Raw genomic sequence first — 21,495 nt, forward strand, 5'->3', positions numbered from 1 at the left:
GTAAACCGATCTCCTGTTGATAATAGCTCTAACGGGAGATCATTTTAAACAAAAACAAAAATGAGCCAAAGAATCAGAATCAAATTGAAATCATACGATTACAATTTAGTTGACAAATCAGCTGAGAAAATCGTAAAAACAGTAAAACCTACAGGTGCAGTTGTTAGTGGTCCTATTCCATTACCTACTGAGAAAAAAATCTATACAGTTTTACGTTCTCCACACGTTAACAAAAAAGCGCGTGAGCAATTCCAATTATGTTCATACAAGAGATTGTTAGATATTTATTCATCTAACTCTAAAACTGTTGATGCATTGATGAAACTTGAATTACCTTCAGGTGTTGAAGTAGAAATCAAAGTGTGATAGAATTGCACTGATTGAAAACAAGAAAGGCTTCTAATGTTAAATTAGAAGCCTTTTTTATATGCTGCTTTTTACTACTTATGGAGCCTTGTAATGAATAATTTATATAATTCCTAACATAGGTGTGACTTGAAGAAAAAACAAGCTTTAAGCTCAAATACAGTATTTAAATCACAATGACTTTTAAGTCAATTCCAAATCCTGGCTTTACGCTGAAATACTCCAAAAAAAACTAATTTATTGCTACTTCTTAGAACTTATTGTATTACGTATAGTGCAATAAGTATCTCCTTTATGATCTTCTTCTCCAAGCAAGTAGCCCCATGGCTTCAATTCTTTTACACGGTCCATCACAATTTTGCAGATAGCTAATATAGGAATTGCTAAGAACATACCTGAAATCCCCCATATCAACTCTCCTACGATTATCGCCATCATCGCAAATAAAGAATTTACTTTTACTTTTGAGCCAACTACCTTTGGAACAATAAAATTACTATCAATAAGATGTATAATAATAAGTGCTCCAGTCACAATCAGTACATGTGTAAAGGAGGTCGTCGCAAAAGTAAGTAGTGCAATTACTAACATAGACGTGAAAATACCAATATAGGGAAGCACATTAAACACGCCCGTGATAATAGCTAACAGTAAACTATATTTCACTCCAATGATACTCAAAGCTGCAAATACCAATGTAGACACGATCAGCATCTGTAGCAATAAACCAATCAAATATTTTTTACTACATACTGCACTTGGCCAACGACATCCATAACGATATTGTGATGTTCTTGATGATTTAACAATAACAGAAATCGCACGATGTGACTACGATAGATAAGTAGAAAGAAAGTATAAAGGAAAGTAAACACAAACAGTATCAAGAGAGAAGATAAAGATAACAAAGCTGTTCCCAGTAAGAGCGTACCGCTATCAAGTGACTTAGTTGCCGTCTTATTAAGGATATCCATTTGTTCGTTATGCATAACTCCAAAGCGATCCGTAACCCAGATCTGCACATTATGAAATCCCACTAATATTTGTTCCTTAAAAGCTGGCCAATCTTCCTTAATCATCGATAATTGTGAAGCAAGCATGTAAAATCCAAATCCTAAAAGGCCAAAGAAAAGTAGAACGGTAATAATTCCAGCAAGAGTGCGAGGAAACTTCAATTTTCTCTCAAAAAAATTACTTACGGGAACGAGCAACAACGCTAAAAGCAGACCCAATATAAAGGGGACTAATATTGTATCCCCTATCTTTGCGAGATAACCTAAAATAACAATGGAAATTAGCGTACAAGCTAATTTGACGTAAAATGGTAAGCCCAGAAATTTTATCATAGTATCATCTAATTGTAATTGTCAAACAATACTACTAATGTAAAGTTTTAGTTGACAATAAAACCCCTGCTAAAAAAGCAAGGGTTTAATTTTAAAAGATTTAATTACAATCTTAATTCTTTTAATTAAATTCCGAATCCGAGGCCTATTGACCAAACTCGGTTTTTAACATCCCCATTAAACGTTTTTGCTCCAGCAATATTAGTTAAACCTAAACCGTAGCCAGCATTGATCGATAATCCACTACCCAACTGATATCCTGCTAAAAAATTCACACCGAAGTCTGTACCTTTAAGGGTTTCATCTTTACCAAATTTGAAATCATCGCTAATGGAGGTTGTTCCGCTACCGGATTTAGCTTCATATTTATTTTTTCCGCTTAGACCAAATGATACATATGGACCAGCTCCAACGAAGAATTTACCTTCACCAACTGTTGGAAATTTCAACACAAAATTCACAGGTACTTCTAACCACATTGTATTTTGTTTCAATTCATATGTATTGCCATTAAGTTTAACATCTGCAAACTTAGCTCCTTTTCCTTGTAAAGAAACTCCTGGTTGTATATAAAAGTTGCTCGTAACGGGTGCATCTAAATAACCAGTAACATGAAAATTAACAGTGGATTTTGAATCAGAAAGGTCACTTCCTCCGTAACTGTAAGAAGGAAGATTGACACCTGCTTTAACTCCGTATCCTAATCCTCCTTGTGCATATGCACCAACAGAAAGTAATACTGCTGCAGTAGTTGATAATAATAATTTTTTCATCGCTCTATTATGTTATTAGTGTTTTCACAAACAATGCAAGTTACACGCCAAATGGATAAATTGCTAATATTCAGATACATATTAAAAAAACAAAAGTCAACATTACTGTACAATAAAATAGACAAGGACCTGTTTCTTGCTACAGTCTTTCTGAAACGCGGAGTATCAAAAAAAACACAAAAAACAAAACAGCTTGATAATGATTATTTTAAAAAATAATTACACAATAGTCTTTTTTTATCCAAATATTAATTTTACTTTTGCATTCCCCTAGGGGAACAAATAGGGTCGGATGGCCGAGTGGCTAGGCTGAGGTCTGCAAAACCTCCTACAGCGGTTCGAATCCGCTTCCGACCTCGTTTTATTGAACAATAAAAATTTATCAAAATGGGAGTTACACGTTTAAAAAGAAAAGATAGAAGAAATAAAACTACTTCACGTGTTGAAGTTCAGTTCTTAAGTTTAGGTAGTAATGTTGAACTTGGTTCAAGATCTAAAATGAAGAAATCAAATCAAATCGTTAAAAACGATGCTATCTTAAACCAATTAGTTTTAGAAGCTAAATAGGTTAAAAAATATTAGGAACAATAGCGTTGTAAATTACAACGCTATTGTTTTTTAAGGATGTCTACCAATTGGTGGACTTTTTCTTTTGATGTACGATAGATCGGTTCATTCATACCTTCCACTTCACTTCTATCATAAGACATTTGTGAAAAAACTGTTTCTTTCGCGGAACTATGTATAGCAGTCGCTCCAGTTGTCTTTAAGATCATTTCAATATTATTACTATCCACTCCTGCACCAGGCATAATAACAATTTTTCCTTCCGCATATTTGACCAATTCTTTAAGTAATTCAACTCCATCCACGGCTTTATTCTGCAATCCTGAGGTCAATAAACGATCAATTCCCAATTCGATTAAAATAGCTAACGAAGACAGTGGATCAGCGCACTTATCAAATGCGCGATGAAAGGTTACATGCATGGGTCTTGCAGCATCGACAAGGGCTTTCGTTCGTTCAATATCAACTGTTGCATCGCTCTTCATTACTCCTATCACCACACCATCACAGCCAGCCTCTTTACAAAACTGTACATCAGCCATCATCTCATCAAACTCTAAATCGGAATAAACAAAATCACCTCCTCTTGGACGTATGAGGACATGTATTCCAATATCGATCAACTTTCTTGCTTGAACGATCTGACCGTAAGAAGGTGTGATGCCGCCATTTTCCAAATTTTGACAAAATTCGATCCGCGTAGCCCCACCTTGCGCGGCAAACAATGCAGATTGAGGTGAATTGGAACAAATTTCCAATTGATACCCGTTTATAGTGATTTCTTTTCCCATTAATTTAATATACAATAATCTTTTCTGAAGTTTTCGAATAAAAAGGGAGAAAGATCAATTTGAACTTCCTCCCTTCTATATTAAGTACAAAATCCCAATTATACTCAACCATTAGGTAGATGTAGAGTCCTGTAACAGCCTCTAATCTTATTTACCTAACAAAGGTACAATAAACTAATAATATACACTAAAACTTCTTTAAACTAGCTGTATGGGTGATATAAAAAGCTCGATGCAAAACAAAAAAACTTTATTGCGTTTTTTTGTTTTACATTATTGTAATTTAAAATGATCAAAATTTTAATTATATTCATACAAAAAGGGGTATTATGTCAATCGTATCAAAAGATTTTGAAATTCAAGAAAATCTCATTGTACTCATTGAAGATCTTGAAAGCACGATTTATGATCTTAATCATCGTCTTGCTGGTTACGGCCAGCTCTATAATAAGGCACGTAACCAAACGAATGACTCTAGCGTAGCGTATGAAGAAATTGCAGATCAAATTGGTGAAAAGCATCATATTTTATATCACAAGATGAAATCGCTTAATCATTTGCTCGAAATAATTAATGACTATCGTGACAGCAATGGTATTTTTCAGGACCATAATGATCTAATAATACAAATACAGGATATTATGCTTACTCATGCTGAAAAAGAGTCTTATGAGGAAGCTGCGACTATCAAAAAATGGTATGACCGACTCCATTCAGCTGTCGACGTTAAGTAAAGCTCCTTGAACTTTATTTGTAGCCTGTTAATCTTACTTTTGTATCTTTGCAAAAAGATTTACATGAAAAAACCCCCTGTACAAATAGATTTACATGCTGAAGCCTTTCTATACGACTGGCAGGATTATACACCAGATGAATTAGCCAATGAGTCTCTCATCTACATGCGCGATATGTTGGATGCTGCAATATATTGGGATATGCCTGAAATAAAATTTGTACATGGAAAAGGTAAAGGAATTCTGAAAAAATGGTCTATGATGAACTGATGATTTATAAAAATCAAAGAGCAATTTCCCATTTTCATCCTGCTTATCATAATGATGATATTGTCGTAGTTGTTATTGGACTTTAATTCCTAAGTCTTTCCTAATTTCGGAATTAACTTTGTTAGCTAATTAAAAGATATGAAAATATTACTAATCGAAGATGAAGTTGCCTTGAGCCAGGTTATCATGCAATCTTTAGAAGCTGAAAAATACCTTGTTGAACAAGCTTTTGATTACAATAGCGCATTAGAGAAAATATCAATTTATTCATATGATTGTATTTTACTCGATATCATGTTACCCGGAGGTTCTGGATTGCAACTCTTAGAAAAGATTAAAGAAATTGGAAAAGAAGAATCGATCATCATCCTGTCGGCCAAAGATTCTGTAGACGATAAAGTAAAAGGTTTAGAGCTAGGTGCTGATGACTATTTAGCCAAACCTTTTCATTTGGCAGAATTGCATGCACGGATCAAATCGATTATTCGCAGAAAGAATCAACATGGTGATGATATCATTACGTATAAAAATATTGCAGTAAACACAACAGACAGAAGCATACAGATTAATAACAAACCGGTGATTCTCAACCGGAAAGAGTTTGATTTACTCTATTATTTTATTATCAGGCCAACTAAGCTTATTCAAAAAAATAGCTTAGCAGAGTCAATTTGGGGTGATCATATTGATCAGGTTGACAGTTTAGACTTTATTTATTCACAAATAAAAAATTTAAGAAAAAAATTAAAAGATAATCATGCTGATATCGATATCCAGGCTGTTTATGGTATAGGATACAAATTGATCTAATGATCCACAAGGCAATAATGGCCAAGATCTAAAAATATATTCACGATTGTTTGAAGAGCTTCAAAAACTGGTGAAGTGATCTTTATAATGCCACTAACTACTATTACCATTATTTAAAACCAGATATTTTAATGAAAAAGTCGCTCAAGAATTACACTATAAGATACATTACAATCATGATTTTGATTGTAATTGCGGTGTGGGCAACATTATTTTATGCATACATCACAGAAGAAGTGTATGATAATGTAGACGACGGCTTAAAGAATCAAAAAATTGAAATTATTCGTGCTGCATACCAAGATGAATCTATTCTAAAAACGGATACATTTGGTATTAATCAGTTTAAAATCACCAAATCTGATGTGCAAGTAAACAAGGATGAAAAAAATATTTTCAAAAACGATCTCATATATATGCCATATGATGAGGATATGGAGCCTTATCGAATTTTAAATACTTACTTCTATGGTAAGGACAAACTGCTGTATCAACTGGAAATTCGAACTTCAACCGTAGAAGAAGATGAACTAAAATATGATCTGGCAACTGCTTTGATAATACTATACATCTTGATTATTGTGAGTATATTTTTACTTAACACCCTTGTATTTCACCGTGCTTTTAAGCCTTTTTATCAAATTCTTGACAAGTTAGAGCGCTACCAGTTTGGGAAAATAAAAACAGCTGTACCGATCACCAGTAATGTTAGCGAATTTATGCTATTGGATACCGAAATCGATAAAATGCTTGATCGCAATGAAAAAATATTCCAGCAACAAAAACTGTTTATTGAAAATGCTTCCCATGAGTTACAGACGCCTTTGGCGATCAGTAGTAATAAACTAGAATTACTGCTAGAAGATGAACAACTGGCAGAGCATCATTAATCACGATCAGTGAAACTAAAGAAGCTTTAGAACGTATGATTAAATTAAATAAGGCATTACTTATGCTATCTCGCATTGAAAACAATCAATTTGATGCTACGCAAACAGTGGATTTTAATAGCGTGATTCACGAAGCGTGTGAAGAGTTAGCAGACTTGATTGAATTTAGGGGAATCACTTTAGAAGTTCTTGAGCATGGAAAGTTCTCCGCTGATTTCAATATGGATCTAGTAAAGATATTAATTTCCAATTTACTCCGTAATGCTATCAACTATAATAAATCAAAAAATGGATTTATAAAAATCGATATTCATAAGGATTTCTTTACAATTGCAAATTCAGGCAAAAACACTGCACTACAAGCAGAAAATATTTTTGATCGATTTCACAAAGAAAATACTGCAGTCAATTCAAATGGATTAGGACTTTCTATAGTTAAAACAATCATAGAGACAAATAAGACCATCAGCATAAATTACTCATACTTAAATAATTTTCATATTTTTAAGATACAAAAGCTATAATTCCTAATTCTTTACCAAATTGTATGGGAACTTTGTTATATAAATAAATAGGAGGATATATTATGAACAAAATTAAAACAATGGCGATCGTTGCTTTAGTAGCATTGTCGACAGTTAGTTATGCACAAAAAAAGGTGATTAACAGCAATCAATTACCTGCAAATGCACAAACATTTATTAAAAACAATTTTGCCAGCAATCAGATCACAAGTACAATTGAAGAAAAAGAAAATCTACTTTCAAAAGAATACCAAGTGATTTTAAATAATGGTACAAAAATAGAATTTGATAAATCAGGAAATTGGGAAGAAGTAGATGGTCACAATAACGCTATTCCTTTAAAATTTGTACCAAAATCAATTCAAAATTATGTTACAAAAAGTTTTCCTAATACCCACATTGTAAAAATCAAAAAGTCAAGCCGTAAATTTGAAGTTGAAATTTCAAATGGTCTTGAATTGGAATTTAATAAAAAAGGGCAGTTTACTAAAATAGATGATTAATAGAATTAAAATATGAAAAAACTAATTTTAACATTTACAGCCTTACTTGCTCTTGCATTCATCGTGGTATCATGTGACAAAGATGATGATCATCAAGTCCCAAACACCGAATTACCTGCAGCGGCGGTCAGTTTTCTTGATACTTATTTTAAAGGTATAACAATTCGGAAAACAGAGAAACAAACTCCTACTGCAACAAATAAAACAGCTTACAGTGTGGAGTTAGCCAATGGAATCGAAGTTGATTTTGATCAAGAAGGTAATTGGAAAGAAGTAGAATCTGACAATGATACCGCTATTCCAACGGGTTTTATCTCAACTACTATAGTCAGCTACGTGGATACAAATTATAAAACTGCACAAATCAGCGCCATCGATAAAGTTACTGCTGGATTTGAAGTCGAACTGACAAATGATATCGATTTATTGTTCGATCCAAGTGGTCAATTTGTAAAAATCATCTTATAAAATTAAAAGCCTCCTTCAGTAGAAAGAGGCTTTTTTATTTGTATTGTTATTATTTCTTAGCTGGTGTGATCTTTATTTTTCTAAATTCAACCGGAGCATGATCTCCTTGTAAATATATAGGTCCTGGTTCACCTTCTTTACTATCTAACGCACCACCTGTTATTCCTGGTATTTCTTGATTATTAATAATCGTCTTACCATTTGCGACAATAGTCACCAATCTTCCAACCAATGTAACCTCATACTTCTGCCATTGATCTGGTCCTAATGTAGCCATTTCATTTGGAGCTAGAAAGCCATAGATACCGCCAAAATAGAGACTTCCTGGATGTTGATCCTTTGGACTGTCTTCAATTTGCAATTCGTATCTTCCTCTTAAATAAATACCAGAATTACCACCGGTTGTATATCGAAATTCTGCTTCTAATTTAAAATCTTCAAATTTTTGATCTGTTACCAAATTAGCACCCGCCTTTGCATTCGTCAAGATCCCCTCTTTTACCGACCAGTTATTCTCGCCACCAATCGTTTTCCAACCTGTCAAATCTTTACCATTAAAAAGCTCAATAGCCTCTCCCCATTGAACAGTTCCTGTACGATTTAAATAAGGTGCTTTTTCACCTGTAAAGTTATAGCTAACACCTTTATTAGTCGTCACGGTCCCTTTAATACCCGTAGCCGTCAATTCACCTGCAATCACAAAATCACCTTCTCCACCTTCCCATTGTGGCGGAATAGCAAATGAAAATTTTCCATCCTCAAGCTTTACATGAGAAACAGGGCGAGCACTGCCACTGTCACCAACATAACTTCCTACCAATGTGTTAAATCCAGATAGTTTTACTTCAATCCAAGATGGTACTACTTTTCCATCTTTATCCACATTCAAATCCCAACGACCGATCAAATCTTTAGCTCTTTCAGGTACGACTTGTTTTGCAGGATTATGTTCTACTTCGGGTTCTTTTTTTGATCTGTCGTTTGACATGAACTTACACTTGCTCCCAATAAACAAAAGAGAACACTATATTTTAAATGATTTCTTAACATTTTTTAAAGAATTGTAACAAAGATTTAGATTTTTTATTATAGTTATAAAAACGAATATACTAAAAATATCAATTATTGAATCTAGTAACTCCGAATCAACACAAAAAAATTACGAATACAGGCTTGAATATAATAAGAAATACTCTTCCTAAACTAGAAATCGCGCATCTATCACTAAAACAAAAAAATTACGTTACATATAGTTTTTATCAAATGTTAAAATTAATACCACTTTTAGTAAAGATATTTGTATCAGTAATTTATATACGGAAACAATATGAAAACAATACTGAGTACAAAAACAATAATCCGATTAATCACCATCTGGATTATTGTCATCGGTTTAATGCTATTTGATCAACAGATTTTTAAAACAACATTTTCTCCTGTATCGGCAATCACCATATTTATCATTCTTCTGGCTACAATTTTAACCGCTTCTTTTGGTGTTGTAAAAGAAGCGGACGAGCTTGCACATAAGTTAGGAGAACCTTTTGGTACACTTATTCTTACACTTTCAATCGTTACGATCGAAGTGGTTTTGATTGCTGCTGTTATGCTTGGTCCAGCAGAATCTCCAACAATCGGAAAGGATTCAATCTTTTCTGTCATGATGATTATCATGAATCTTGTGGTAGGACTTTGCATTTTACTTGGCAGTGCCAAATATAAAGAACAAGAATATAATGCTCAGGGAACACTGTCTTATTTTTCAATGATTGTAATACTTGGAGCAACTTCATTATTACTTCCTAATTTTATTCAAGGAGCAGGCAATGGCGCATTTACGACTTTACAAGCGATATTCATTTCAACTTTAATTATACTTGTATACATCGCATTTCTTTACTATCAATTAAAAGGATATAGTCACTTATACATACAACCGGCAAAAGGAAATCTTGAAATCCAATATCCTAGCCAGATACAAAATTCTGTTAATAAAGATGCCCCAAAATCTCAGGGTAAAAAGGAAATATGGATTCGTTCAGCCCTTCTTATTTTAATGATTCTACCAATAGTATTGCTATCACATCAAATGGCAGTGGTGGTTGATTATGGTATTGCTACCGCAAAACTTCCAATAGCATTGGGTGGTATTCTTATTGCTATCATTGTATTTACCCCGGAATCTATTGCAGCGGTTAAAGCAGCTCGTAATAACGAATTTCAAAGAAGTATCAACTTATGTCATGGTGCTTTTGTTTCGACTGTAGGTTTAACGGTTCCCGCTGTACTGCTAGTAGGATTACTAAAAGGAAAATTAGTTCTATTTGGATTAACTGGTACAGAAACTGTTTTATTTACAATGACACTCTTACTAAGCTTAATCAGCTTTTTAGGGAAAAGAACTACTCCTATTTTAGGTATTATTCATTTGGCTCTATTTGCTGTGTACATGATGCTGGTATTTAACCCATAAGCTGTTTGAATTTCGTCATCTTGTCGCCAGATAAAAAAGCGCACCTGTGAAGTGCGCTTTTTTTATGAACCTTAAAAAAAAACAACGATCTACATTATATATTGGTCGACCTAAGAATAATTAATTACATCTCCCATTAAGGGATCAGTCTTACTTGGCATCCCATTTTCAATATGCCCAGCAAATACAAAACAAAATTCTGGATCTTCTTTACAAGTTATCTCAAGATCATACCATCCATGGCTTTTGCTGAAGTCAAGTATTTTGGTACCTGAAAAAGATTGATCTAGCGAAAAAGGCTCAAAGCAATCATAATTCCGATCTTTAATCAAATAACTGTGTCCTTTATTAATCTTTTTCAGTTCCAATGCTATCGTGTTTTTTTTGTGATATTGTTTAACGATGATGGCATGTGGCTTTTCTTTATGCAACTTGAACATTCTGAAAAAGCCGTTAGGACCATGTAGCTCCATTTCGATACTATCGCCCTTTAATTGATCCATATGCCAAGCATACCTCAAAGGTTCATTTTCTTTAACCGCAAAATTCCAAACCTGACCTGCACCTACTTTTCCATAAGCCATTTGGGATCTAACCTGAAAAGGAACTCCAATTTTTTTCTTCGATTTAACAGGAACTTTAGTTTCAAAAGTAATTTCAAAACTATTATGTTCCAACTCTGCATTGACTTCCAATGCATATGGCAATGCACATGCTGGTTTGATACCTTTCTCCTGTATAGCTTTTATTGATGTTGGTAAACCTTTTTTACGAATTTGATCCAATTCTGAAGGTGCGATCTGTACAAATTCTGTTGGTAATTTCTTTGCACGTGCACTATAAATACGCTCCACATACTGATCCCGATTAACAGGAACTAAAGAATCAAAGGAAGTATCTGTTACTTTACGAAATACAGAATTTAAATCTCCACATACCAATCTTCTCCATGAGGAAATATTTGTTTCTTTGATATCTTTTCCTGTTTTCTGGAGTAGAAATTGTTCCAAGAACTGTAAACAAGAGGTATGATCGAAAACTTCCGAATTTACCCATCCGCCTTTAGACCAAGGTGAAGCAATCACTAATGGAACTCGAAACCCTAATCCTATCGGGCTTTCCAGTTCCGAATCGGTTTTCCCTGTTCTTCTCCGCTCCTGTTCTTTAGTAACATATTCATCTGCCGTATGGATACCTACAGCAGTCTTTCCGGAATCTTTATTACCTTCCAAAGGTGGGACAAATGGAGAAATATGATCGAAATATCCATCATTTTCATCATACGTCAATATAAAGATTGTTTTTTCCAGACCTCAGGATCCTTTGTCAAAATATCTAATGCTTCTGAAACATACCAAGCTCCATACCAAGGCGACCCAGGATGGTCAGAAAAACGACACGGGGCTACCAACCACGACACTGTAGGTAAGTTCTTCTCTTTAACATCTTTGCGAAATTGATAAAACACATCTCCTGCAGGTACATCAACTTCCTGCTTACCCTGGCTATCTTCGTAAACCAATTTTTCTACCCGATGATAATCAGGATCACCAATATTAGTTACAAAAGCTTTTTTATGAATGGCCTGATGTAGATCGGATAACTTTTCGAAATTCTGTTTTGAAAAGCGCTGTAAATCTTGCTTTAGATCTTCAATTTGCTTTTTAATTTAGATTCTTCGACTGAGTCTTTTAAACCGATTACATCTTTTTCTAGCTGTTTCAATTTGTATTCCATCCAGGTACGGTGCGCAGGGTGATAGCGGACACCATATTGTTTGTGAAATTCCAGATTATTATCTGTAAAGTTAGCCAACCAGTCTTCTTCCTCACCTTCAAATCCGACAGGGATACTCAGTTCGTTTTGATATACCTTCCAAGATACTCCAGATTCTTCTAACCGTTCTGGATAAGATTTCCAACTTACATCTTTGTAATTGATTTGGCCATTATCCACATGGGCGGTTGATTCAGGGTCACGTGGATTTTCGCGCACTGTTCCTGTCCAAAAATAGGAGCGATTAGCGCTTGTACCTGTCAGAGAAGAGCAAAAATGTTGATCACAGACAGTAAAAGCATCGGCAAATGCATAATAGAAAGGTAAATCTGCCCGATTATAATAGCCCATCGTAAGCGGCATAGCTTTATAATCTTTAATACCTGAACTTTTTGCTTCCAGCCAATTATCCATCCGGCCATCATTACGCGCGGCTACCATATCTCGCCAACCATGTGGCAAAGAACCCATCCAAGTGGATTTACTATTAACAATATCTAAATGAAAAGGTGCAAAATATTCTCCTTTTTTATTTCCTTGTATCCAAACAGGAAGACCGTTAGGTAGTTTTAGTGCTCGAGGGTCATTAAAACCGCGCACCCCTTTGAGTGTACCAAAGCAATGATCAAATGAGCGGTTCTCTTGCATTAAAAAGACAATATGCTCTGCGTCCATATAGGTCGATCCCAACGGTGCTTCAATAGCTAATGCGCGTTGAATTGATTCAGGTAACCAATTAACGACTGCTGTAGCGCCAGCTAATGCTGACGCTTTTTTTATAAATTGTCTTCTAGATTCCATTATTTCAACCACCAGGTCTGTAAGTTTATATTATCATTGCCTGCAAATTGACGTTTAATCGCTTCAGAGACTTGTACCGTATTATTATTGTATTCGTCTTGAGGATACATCCAACGGTAAGCAATTTTTACGTTATCGGCTTTAAGCAAACTCGGATAACCCGTTCTTAAATGATCAAAATATGCTGTATAGCCTCCTTGATGAAAAGAGCGTAAATATTTTTGCATAAGGATACGTTCCAGTTTTTCTTCCGAAGTTTTTGCGTTATCCAAATTAACCATTTTTTGTGACAAATAACTTTCTAAACGTGATGCATCAACGTAGGTATTTAAATTTTTAGCATAATTCTCATAAAATTTAAAAGATGCCTTAATACCATTCACATAACATTCTTTCTCATTTCCTGTAATCCATCCTCTTACTATTGCCTCCGCTATTATAAATTGTAGTTCTGAATAGCCTATCAGAACCAATGGTTCGGCAGTTGGATCTTTGTAAAAGCGTTCGTGCACCTTAGATAGTTTCCCTTTTACAGCTTTTTCATTGACTTCTGCATAAGGTACAATAGGATTACCGCCTTCATATGAACTAAAATCATCAAGTGCCTTACCCGCCTCTTTTCCTAAACGTGTTTGTGTGGCCAAAACAAATAAACGTGGATCTTTATGATCCTGCAATCGTTGAATAAAAGTGGAGTCCATATACATACCCGATCCATAACCACTTGAATTAAACTCGGGATAGCGATTACCTTCTTGATTTAAAAAGATTAATTGTCCGTCCTCTGATCCTGTGACATCAGCGATCAAAGTCTCTCCTTTATAAATCTTTGCAAACTCTGATTTAATATCTATAGGAAAGTCTGCACTTTACGGGATAAAGTAAGTAATACTTTTAATCGAAATGAATTGATCAGCTTTCGCCACTTATCAGAATTTCCCCCATAAATAATATCTCCATTAATCGGATTGGTATTTGATTTCAATAAAGTATTTGCTTCTTCTAACTCCTTTAAGATTCCAACAAAAACTTCTTTTTGTGTGTCATACTTCGGCAGAAACATTTCAGAACTTTCTCCTTTTGCAGCTTCAGCGTATGGAATATCGCCAAAAGTCAAGGTTAAGTTATAAAAATAATATGCCCTAAAAAATTTGGCTAAAGCTTGATAATTATTATCACTGATCTTTTCTGCCTCCTCAGTCATTTTAGTGATATTACGCAAAAAACTATACTGCTCAAAACTACCACGTTGCCAGTTATAAATTTGGTTGGCATTTTCACCATCTGTTTGCACAATCATTTTTAATGCATATAAAGGCGAAGTTCCATGCCAAGTCCTAAAGGCATCCCATTCAACTTTTGTCAATAGCGCCTGCGGATGTGTTGTAGATGCTTCATTTGGATTAATATTGACATCTGTCAATTTTTACATGACTGCAATCCTATTACAGTAAGCAGACCAAACCCTAGTATTATATGTTTGAAAACAAGTTTCATCTTATAGAATTGTTTAAAATTTAAAATCAAGAGATAAACCAATATATCGTGTAGATGGATCTTGCAGATTACCGTCATTCCCCACTCCAAAATCTGGATCTAGGTATGGTACTTTTTTCCACATAGCTAAGTTGTAACCAAATACAGACGCGTCTAATGTTTTCAGATGCTTCAATTTAAATAGTTTATTAACATCATAGCCAATCGATACTCGACGTAGTTTGACAAATGAACGATCAAATACATTGGCAAATAGTTTGTTTTCGGCTTCTGAGACACGAGCTTGATAAGGGTAATTTTGACTCCATGCCTGCCAATCTACTGCTCTGCTATTTTGAGCATAGGTACGTGTATCAGAGGTAATATTACCATTAACATCTCTAGTCAGCTCACCGCCGGTTACAACAACACCTTCAGGTACATAAATAGGTTTTCCAGCATCATATTCTTCTTGTCTGTACAATACTGAAGAAGGGTGTTTTCCTCCCCACCACATCTTTTCAATAGTAGTCGAATTCATAACCCCTCCAATTGATCCGTCGATATCTATATTGACCGTAAAATCTTTAACCTTAAATCTGTTCGCAAAACCAAATTGCCAATCGGGTTGAAAGTATCCTAGATACTGGGGAAACGGATTACGAATTGGCATACCTGTATTGGCATTAAGGACCAATTGTCCATCAGCTGATTTCTCCCAGACTGTTGCATAGTAGCTATCGGCACGATCACCAATTTTTAAGTTACCCATTTTAACCTGGTCTTTATAAATCTCTTCCAGTCTCTTTACTGCTCTCGACCAATTAACTGTTGAAGTCCATGAGACTCTTGTTGTTTTATAATATTACCGGTTAAAGAGATCTCTAAACCTTTAGTGCGAAACTTGTTTGCATTAACTTTACGGGATGTGAAAGCTGAAGCTGCAGAAATACTTAAATCAATAATTTGGTTTTTATCAATAACCTCATAATATGTTACATCTGCTGATAATCTATTTTTAAATAATGCAAATGCGGCACCTATTTCTAAAGAATTAGATTGCTGTGGTAAGATATTAGGATTCACAATTCCTGCAGGATAAGTCACTGAAGGTGTAGAACCATAAGTTACATCTTTCTTATAAGTCGCTAAAATGCTATACGGATCTAAATCGGATGAAACTGATGCCCAAGAACTATATAGTTTAATGAAATCAATTTGTTCCGGTAGTTTAAAGTAGTCCGACACTACGGAACTTAGTGATACAGAAGGATAGAAAAAGGATTGGTTTTCTTTTGAAAGGTAGATGACCAGTCATTACGTCCTGATAAATTAAGATATGTTGATTTAAATAAATTAAAATTTACAGTAGCATACGCACTTCTGACTATTTTTTCACTAAATGCACTTTCTGCTTTAACAGGTCCTTGCGTATTCCCTAAGCTGTATATAAAAGGTACTACTAATCCATCGGTCGTTTGATATAACTGACGGTATGTTTTTTGAAAGTTGAAGCACCCGCATTGACGGCAAGCCCAAATTGATCTGAGAACTCCTTATTGTAAGTTGCCAAAACATCAGCATCAAAATTTAACTGATTACTATCCCAGTTTTATAATCTCCATTTCTTGAATCACCATAGTTCATATAAGACTTAGGGCTTTGCATATCCTGAAAAACATTTTTTTGTCTGGCAGAAGCACGACCTTTTATTGTAAAATCGGGCGCTACTTTCCAAGTTAATGCTGTCTGACCTTGCAACACGTCCTGGTCATATATTTGATTAAGTTCGTACGCTGCGAAATAAGGATTATTATACCATGCATAATTATAATTTGCTTGACGATAGCCTTCTTGACCAGGAATATAGTGATGTTCGTTAAGCTCTTTGCCATTGACATCATTACCCATCCACAATAAAATGGTATACATATGATTTTTGGGACCATAGTTATACCGAGGATAATTAGGTGATTTAACTTTATTATAAGAAAGATTCAAATCCAACTGCACTTCTGGTCTAAAACGAAAAGATGTGTTTAAATTCAGACCTCCGGTCGTCAATTTTGTATTCGGCACCTGCCCTTTTTGAAAGGCATATTTTCCAGAACCAAATATGCTTACTTTTTCAGAGCGGTAAGATACCGTAGCATTATTTTCTGTAATCAATCCTGTTCCTAAGAAGTCTTCCAAGTTATCGTGTGACACCCAATCTGTTGGTATTCTTTCATAGCGTGATTTATCGTCGTATTTTGTACCTTTTACGTCGCCCCACCATGGTGTCACTTCACCTGTAACCTTATCTCGGATCGGACTATTCCATTGCGGTACTTTAAGTCCTGCATTTAGCTTTGGACCCCAAGCCATATCACCATCAGAAATACCCCCGTCTGCTCCATCCCAAAATTCGTATTTTCCATTTGATCCACTTCCAAATTCCTTTTGTGATTCAGGAAAAACGGTAAATCCTGCAGAAAACATGTTGGTGGTACCAAAAGAAAACTCTAAGCCTTCATTTTTAGCACTTTTTGTAGTAATTAATATGGCCCCATCCTTACCTCGTAAACCGTAAAGTGATGAAGCAGCTGTACCTTTCAACACATTGATGTTCTCAATATTTTGACTTGGTATATCAAAAAATCTGTTTCCACAGGAATACCATCAACCACGATCAATGGGGGTTTTCCACGCAATTGAAAAGAGGGTGCTTGGAAGATCCCCGTAGGGTTATTTACAATCAAACCTGATACCTGCCCTGTTAGCGCTGTACCGATGTTCATGGTTTTCGACTCTTTTAAGACATCGACCTTCACCTCTTGTGTTGAATATCCAATTTGTTTTTTCTGTTGCTTGATACCAATAGCTGTTACAACTACTTCATCTAATTTTGATGCATTTTTTTCCAAGGTTATCTCTAGAGTAGCGTTTCTGATCTCTACAAATTGGGTCTTATACCCCAACGAAGAAATTCGAAGTCGATCTCCAACTTTCCCTTAATAGAAAAATTCCCATTAAATTCTGTCCTTGTACTTTGTTTATTGGCTTCGTTTATGATGGTTCCCCCGTCTACAGGATTACCTTGCTGATCACGAATTACTCCTTTAATGAGTTCTTGATCCATTACTATTCCAACAGGTGAAACAGAAGCAATTTTGTTTGCCCAAACCACTTCTGTCTGCACAGCATATAGAAGTGCTACACAGAGTGTCATTTGGGTACTTTTCTTAAATAATTTTAATGAGTATGGTTTCATCATGCTAAGCGATTTGGCGCAAAGTAATGATCTACATATTAAAGAAAAATGAAAGCAGTATTAAGTTTAAAAGGATAAAATTAAAGCAACGATAGGTTAACATACCAACCGATTTTTAACATTTAACAACCGTAAAATAGCACAATCAGAAAAATAGGTGTCTTACATGTTTTTGTTCAAGTCTATTTTCATAAATTTATACTTTATTAAAAAGCATTCCATCATGTTTGAAAAAGAAATATACGTCCACAGAAGAAGAGAACTAAGCTCTAAATTTTCATCAGGTGTTCTCCTTTTTTTAGGAAACATTGAAAATCCTATCAATTTTGAACACAATACCTATCCTTTCCGTCAAGACAGTAGTTTTTTATATTATTTCGGGATCAAGAGTCCGAAATTAGCGGCTGTTGTCGATATCGATGCCGGAGAAACTCTTTTATTTGGTGATGAAATGACCATTGATGATATTGTATGGATGGGTCAACAACAGACTTTAAGAGAAAAAGCGCAATGGGTAGGAATCGCAGCAGTTCGACCTTTTCATGAACTCCAGCCGTATTTGGAAAAAGTGCTTAAAAATAGTAATCAGGTACGTTACCTACCACCTTATCAAGCACACAACAAGTTATTACTTCAACATGTATTAGGCTTATCCATTGACCAGATCAAACCATCTGTCGAAATGATCCAAGCCGTCGTAACACAGCGCAATATAAAAGCAACAGAAGAGATCGCAGAATTAGAAAAAGCGGTGGACGTAGCTGTGGATATGCATCGTCTAGCAATCAAAATGACAAGGCCGGGTATGCATGAGTATGAAATCAGTAATGCTATTCAACATCTTGCACAAAATAGACAAATGTCATTTTCATACCCTCCCATTGTGACCAAACATGGGAGATATTACACAATCATATCCAATATCATAAAATAAAAGCTGGTGATATATTGCTAAATGACTCTGGTGTTGAAACTGCGCTAGGATATGCATCAGATTTAACACGTTCATTTCCTGTAGGAAAAAGATTTAACCCGCTACAAGAAGAATTATACGCTGTTGTTTTAAATGCTTTTAAAACTGCTGAAGCAGCATTAAAGCCAGGAGTTGCTTTTAAAAACATCCATTTAAAAGCCTGCGAAGCACTTGCTGAAGGATTAATCCAAATTGGTTTCATGAAAGGAAATGCGCAAGATGCTGTTGCGGCACATGCACATGCTTTATTCTTCCAATGTGGTTTGGGTCATATGCTAGGACTAGATGTACACGATATGGAAGATCTTGGCGAACAATATGTGGGATACACCGCAGACGAGCCAAAAGACACCAAAACCTTCGGTATAAAATCCTTACGATTAGGAAAAAAATTAGAGGCAGGTAACGTAGTGACAGTAGAACCCGGTATCTATATCATACCTGAACTCACTCAAATGTGGGCACAGCAAAATTTGCATCACGAATTTATTAATTATGATCTGCTCAATAAGCACCTTGACTTTGGTGGTATACGAATCGAAGATGACTATGTTATTAAAGATTCTGGATATCATCGTTTAGGAAAATATCTAGAACGTGAACTCAATGAGATCTATGATCTCAAAGATCAAGGAACAGATTAGAAGCACCTAAGTAAAAATATACATGAAAAATATACGTATTATAATACTATTACTAATAGTATGCTACTTTCCAAATTTGCTATTGGCACAGCGATTTTGGGCAGAAGATGATGGACAATATTATGAATTCTCTGAAAAGGGTATTGAACTCATCAATCCCAAAAGTGCTCAACGCACGCTATTTCTAGCAAATAAATTGCTTGTACCTACAGGTAAAACTAATGCATTAGAGATAAGTCATTTTTCCATTTCGAATAATAAAGAACGTATTTTATTGTACACCAATAGCAAAAGAGTCTGGCGTGAGGAAACGAGAGGCGACTATTGGGTCTTTGACAAGAAAACAAACCAGTTGACTCAACTAGGCAAATCTTTCCCTGCATCTCAACTGATGTTTGCTAAATTTAATCCACAAGGTACAAAAGTAGCATATGTGGTTAAATCCAATCATAATATTTATGTTGAAGATCTTGCAACAGGGGCAATAAAACAAATTACGACAGATGGTACTGACCGTATTATAAATGGAACATTTGATTGGGTCTATGAAGAAGAATTTGGATGCAAAGATGGTTTTAGGTGGTCTCCAGATGGAAATACCATTGCCTACTGGAAACTCGACGCACGCGCTATTCGTAATTTCTTAATGATCAATAATACCGATAGTATCTACTCTTATACAATACCTATTGAATATCCAAAAGTGGGTCAAGCACCTAGCGCATGCACCATTTGGACTTACCAATTATCTACAGATGCAACGACACAGATACAAGTTCCTGGAGATGCTATTCAGCACTACATTCCAAGGATGGAGTGGAGTCTAGACGGCAAACAAGTCATCTTACAGCAACTTAATAGAAAGCAAAACGAAAGTAAAATTTATTTAATAGATGTTGCTACTAATAACGCTAAAAATATCCATAGTGAAAAAAATGATTCATGGATAGATATCAAATCACGTTGGAACAATAACGATCCAACCGGATGGGACTGGATTCAAAATGGCAAAGCTTTCATTTGGGTTTCAGAAAAAGACGGTTGGCGTAAGATCTATCAAATCGATCTTCAAGGCAATGAAAAATTAATCACGCATGCAGACTATGATGTCATCGATATTGAATTGTTCGATGCAAAAAGAGAAATGATTTATTTCAGTGCTTCACCGAATAATGCAACACAAAAATATCTTTATTCGTTATCAACCAAAGGTGGAGCTCCAAAAAGACTTACACCAGAATCATTTTCAGGAACTTGTGAATATGATATTGCCAAAAATGGGCAAATCGCGATGTTCAATTTTAGTAACAACAAAACAGCCAAGAGCAATGCTTTAATTGAATTACCAACCCACAAAACTTTAGTCGATTTCAGAGGTACAATAAGTAAAAAGCCTGAAGATGGGATAACTGAATTTTTCAAAGTAACAACAGCAGATGGTGTTAGTTTAGATGGTTGGATGGTCAAACCTGCTGATTTCAATCCCAACAAGAAGTATCCCGTAGTTTTCATGGTGTACGGCGAACCTGCTTCACAAACTGTATTGGACAATTTTAGAGCTGGTATGAACAGCTTATATAGTGGCAATATGTCTAAAGACGGTTACATCTACATTTCACTGGAAAATAGAGGTGCACCTGCGCCCAAAGGTACAGAATGGCGTAAAAGCATCTACCGAAAAATCGGACAGCTCAATATCAGAGATCAGGCATTGGGAGCAAAAGAAATACTTAAATGGTCTTTTGTAGATAGTTCGCGTATCGCAGTATGGGGCTGGAGCGGTGGAGGTTCCAGTACTTTAAATCTATTGGGACAATATCCCGAAATCTATAAGACAGGGATAGCTATTGCTGCTGTTGCCGATCAATTATTGTATGATAATGTTTATCAAGAAAGATATATGGGTTTACCACAGGAAAATTTAGAAGATTTCCAGAACGGTTCACCACTAAAATATGCCAAAAATATCAAAGGTAATCTTTTGTACATTCATGGCACTGGAGATGATAATGTACATTACCAAAATGCAGAAGTTCTCATCAATGAACTCGTTAAAA

General features: G+C 35.2%; 27 protein-coding genes, 1 tRNA gene and 1 pseudogene. 14 read left to right on the top strand and 15 right to left on the bottom strand.

The annotated features are described in order from the left end of the window. Window positions 1-60: 60 nt before the first annotated feature. Entirely contained in the window at window positions 61-366 is a 306-nt protein-coding gene (gene rpsJ, locus L950_RS08310; protein WP_013667229.1) for a 30S ribosomal protein S10, read from the top strand. Window positions 367-609: 243 nt separating this feature from the next. Here the strand turns inward: rpsJ and L950_RS35165 are convergent, their stop codons facing one another. The 3 genes from L950_RS35165 to L950_RS08320 all read right to left on the bottom strand — a co-directional run bounded on the left by L950_RS35165 (window position 610) and on the right by L950_RS08320 (window position 2,485). After that, complete coding sequence (locus tag L950_RS35165; RefSeq protein WP_262507025.1) at window positions 610-1,101, bottom strand: AI-2E family transporter; 492 nt, start codon at window positions 1,099-1,101, stop codon at window positions 610-612. Further along, window positions 1,098-1,712 carry an AI-2E family transporter gene (locus L950_RS35170; RefSeq protein ID WP_262507026.1) on the bottom strand — a complete coding sequence of 205 codons (615 nt, stop codon included), beginning with the start codon at window positions 1,710-1,712 and terminating at the stop codon, window positions 1,098-1,100. Before L950_RS35170 ends, L950_RS35165 begins: the two co-directional genes overlap by 4 nt. 125 nt (window positions 1,713-1,837) lie before the next feature. Continuing rightward, window positions 1,838-2,485: a porin family protein gene (locus L950_RS08320; protein ID WP_021188486.1), complete on the bottom strand. Its 648-nt coding sequence runs from the start codon at window positions 2,483-2,485 to the stop codon at window positions 1,838-1,840. A gap of 286 nt (window positions 2,486-2,771) precedes the next feature. Here L950_RS08320 and L950_RS08330 point away from each other — a divergent pair. Beyond that, window positions 2,772-2,842: transfer RNA gene (locus L950_RS08330), tRNA-Cys, on the top strand. A 30-nt stretch (window positions 2,843-2,872) separates the two neighbouring features. Beyond that, window positions 2,873-3,052, top strand: coding sequence for a hypothetical protein (locus tag L950_RS08335; protein ID WP_021188488.1), 180 nt, complete (start codon window positions 2,873-2,875; stop codon window positions 3,050-3,052). A 41-nt stretch (window positions 3,053-3,093) separates the two neighbouring features. Here L950_RS08335 and L950_RS08340 read toward each other — a convergent pair whose 3' ends face one another. Further along, window positions 3,094-3,843, bottom strand: a complete 750-nt coding sequence (locus tag L950_RS08340; protein ID WP_021188489.1) for a copper homeostasis protein CutC — start codon at window positions 3,841-3,843, stop codon at window positions 3,094-3,096. A gap of 329 nt (window positions 3,844-4,172) precedes the next feature. Between L950_RS08340 and L950_RS08345 the strand changes: the two genes are divergently transcribed. The 7 genes from L950_RS08345 to L950_RS26190 all read left to right on the top strand — a co-directional run bounded on the left by L950_RS08345 (window position 4,173) and on the right by L950_RS26190 (window position 8,042). Next, on the top strand, window positions 4,173-4,577 hold the full coding sequence (locus L950_RS08345; protein WP_021188490.1) for a hypothetical protein: 405 nt from the start codon (window positions 4,173-4,175) through the stop codon (window positions 4,575-4,577). Window positions 4,578-4,640: 63 nt separating this feature from the next. Beyond that, window positions 4,641-4,847 (top strand): Smr/MutS family protein, encoded by a 207-nt coding sequence (locus L950_RS08350; RefSeq protein ID WP_021188491.1) that lies wholly within the window; start codon window positions 4,641-4,643, stop codon window positions 4,845-4,847. 138 nt (window positions 4,848-4,985) lie between these two features. Then, window positions 4,986-5,657, top strand: coding sequence for a response regulator transcription factor (locus L950_RS08355; RefSeq protein ID WP_021188493.1), 672 nt, complete (start codon window positions 4,986-4,988; stop codon window positions 5,655-5,657). Between the two features lie 176 nt (window positions 5,658-5,833). Then, window positions 5,834-6,547 carry a hypothetical protein gene (locus L950_RS26180; RefSeq protein WP_052764363.1) on the top strand — a complete coding sequence of 238 codons (714 nt, stop codon included), beginning with the start codon at window positions 5,834-5,836 and terminating at the stop codon, window positions 6,545-6,547. Between the two features lie 35 nt (window positions 6,548-6,582). Then, window positions 6,583-7,071, top strand: a complete 489-nt coding sequence (locus L950_RS26185; protein WP_052764364.1) for a sensor histidine kinase — start codon at window positions 6,583-6,585, stop codon at window positions 7,069-7,071. A 62-nt stretch (window positions 7,072-7,133) separates the two neighbouring features. Continuing rightward, window positions 7,134-7,574: a PepSY-like domain-containing protein gene (locus tag L950_RS08365; RefSeq protein ID WP_021188494.1), complete on the top strand. Its 441-nt coding sequence runs from the start codon at window positions 7,134-7,136 to the stop codon at window positions 7,572-7,574. Window positions 7,575-7,586: 12 nt separating this feature from the next. Continuing rightward, a complete protein-coding gene (locus tag L950_RS26190) occupies window positions 7,587-8,042 on the top strand; it encodes a PepSY-like domain-containing protein (RefSeq protein WP_021188495.1) in 456 nt (151 codons plus the stop codon). A 49-nt stretch (window positions 8,043-8,091) separates the two neighbouring features. Here L950_RS26190 and L950_RS08375 read toward each other — a convergent pair whose 3' ends face one another. Next, window positions 8,092-9,030, bottom strand: coding sequence for a DUF1080 domain-containing protein (locus tag L950_RS08375; RefSeq protein WP_021188496.1), 939 nt, complete (start codon window positions 9,028-9,030; stop codon window positions 8,092-8,094). A 339-nt stretch (window positions 9,031-9,369) separates the two neighbouring features. On the opposite strand from L950_RS08375, the gene L950_RS08380 reads away from it, so the two are divergent. Next, window positions 9,370-10,515: a calcium:proton antiporter gene (locus L950_RS08380; protein ID WP_021188497.1), complete on the top strand. Its 1,146-nt coding sequence runs from the start codon at window positions 9,370-9,372 to the stop codon at window positions 10,513-10,515. Window positions 10,516-10,625: 110 nt separating this feature from the next. Here L950_RS08380 and L950_RS32460 read toward each other — a convergent pair whose 3' ends face one another. From L950_RS32460 to L950_RS29725, 10 genes and pseudogenes are all read right to left on the bottom strand, one after another. Next, the gene (locus tag L950_RS32460; RefSeq protein WP_410528112.1) at window positions 10,626-11,600 is read right to left on the bottom strand and encodes a phospholipase domain-containing protein; all 975 of its coding nucleotides are present in this window, start codon (window positions 11,598-11,600) and stop codon (window positions 10,626-10,628) included. Further along, window positions 11,577-11,983, bottom strand: a pseudogene (locus L950_RS37190) (alkaline phosphatase family protein); the annotation flags it as partial. The gene L950_RS32460 and the pseudogene L950_RS37190, both read right to left, overlap by 24 nt. 176 nt (window positions 11,984-12,159) lie before the next feature. Continuing rightward, complete coding sequence (locus tag L950_RS32470; protein WP_231576997.1) at window positions 12,160-13,092, bottom strand: alkaline phosphatase family protein; 933 nt, start codon at window positions 13,090-13,092, stop codon at window positions 12,160-12,162. Then, on the bottom strand, window positions 13,092-13,901 hold the full coding sequence (locus L950_RS29705; RefSeq protein ID WP_197086314.1) for a SusD/RagB family nutrient-binding outer membrane lipoprotein: 810 nt from the start codon (window positions 13,899-13,901) through the stop codon (window positions 13,092-13,094). Before L950_RS29705 ends, L950_RS32470 begins: the two co-directional genes overlap by 1 nt. Window positions 13,902-13,942: 41 nt before the next feature. Next, complete coding sequence (locus L950_RS29710) at window positions 13,943-14,515, bottom strand: SusD/RagB family nutrient-binding outer membrane lipoprotein (protein WP_197086315.1); 573 nt, start codon at window positions 14,513-14,515, stop codon at window positions 13,943-13,945. 87 nt (window positions 14,516-14,602) lie between these two features. Further along, entirely contained in the window at window positions 14,603-15,340 is a 738-nt protein-coding gene (locus tag L950_RS27670) for a hypothetical protein (RefSeq protein WP_037525167.1), read from the bottom strand. Window positions 15,341-15,375: 35 nt separating this feature from the next. Then, entirely contained in the window at window positions 15,376-15,882 is a 507-nt protein-coding gene (locus L950_RS27675) for a TonB-dependent receptor domain-containing protein (RefSeq protein ID WP_084825404.1), read from the bottom strand. A gap of 276 nt (window positions 15,883-16,158) precedes the next feature. Further along, entirely contained in the window at window positions 16,159-17,169 is a 1,011-nt protein-coding gene (locus L950_RS29715; RefSeq protein ID WP_197086316.1) for a hypothetical protein, read from the bottom strand. Continuing rightward, window positions 17,163-17,528, bottom strand: coding sequence for a TonB-dependent receptor plug domain-containing protein (locus L950_RS29720; RefSeq protein WP_197086317.1), 366 nt, complete (start codon window positions 17,526-17,528; stop codon window positions 17,163-17,165). The genes L950_RS29715 and L950_RS29720 overlap by 7 nt, the downstream gene beginning before the upstream one ends. Further along, the gene (locus tag L950_RS29725; RefSeq protein WP_052764366.1) at window positions 17,504-17,824 is read right to left on the bottom strand and encodes a hypothetical protein; all 321 of its coding nucleotides are present in this window, start codon (window positions 17,822-17,824) and stop codon (window positions 17,504-17,506) included. The genes L950_RS29720 and L950_RS29725 overlap by 25 nt, the downstream gene beginning before the upstream one ends. A 220-nt stretch (window positions 17,825-18,044) precedes the next feature. Between L950_RS29725 and L950_RS32475 the strand changes: the two genes are divergently transcribed. The 3 genes from L950_RS32475 to L950_RS08410 all read left to right on the top strand — a co-directional run. After that, on the top strand, window positions 18,045-18,755 hold the full coding sequence (locus tag L950_RS32475; RefSeq protein ID WP_231576998.1) for an aminopeptidase P N-terminal domain-containing protein: 711 nt from the start codon (window positions 18,045-18,047) through the stop codon (window positions 18,753-18,755). 14 nt (window positions 18,756-18,769) lie between these two features. After that, on the top strand, window positions 18,770-19,438 hold the full coding sequence (locus L950_RS32480; protein WP_231576999.1) for a M24 family metallopeptidase: 669 nt from the start codon (window positions 18,770-18,772) through the stop codon (window positions 19,436-19,438). Between the two features lie 82 nt (window positions 19,439-19,520). Next, window positions 19,521-21,495 (top strand): S9 family peptidase (locus L950_RS08410; protein WP_021188498.1); only part of this gene is annotated, 1,975 nt, incomplete at its 3' end.

The sequence above is a fragment of the Sphingobacterium sp. IITKGP-BTPF85 genome (assembly GCF_001006065.1).
In the GTDB taxonomy this organism is placed as follows: domain Bacteria; phylum Bacteroidota; class Bacteroidia; order Sphingobacteriales; family Sphingobacteriaceae; genus Sphingobacterium; species Sphingobacterium anhuiense.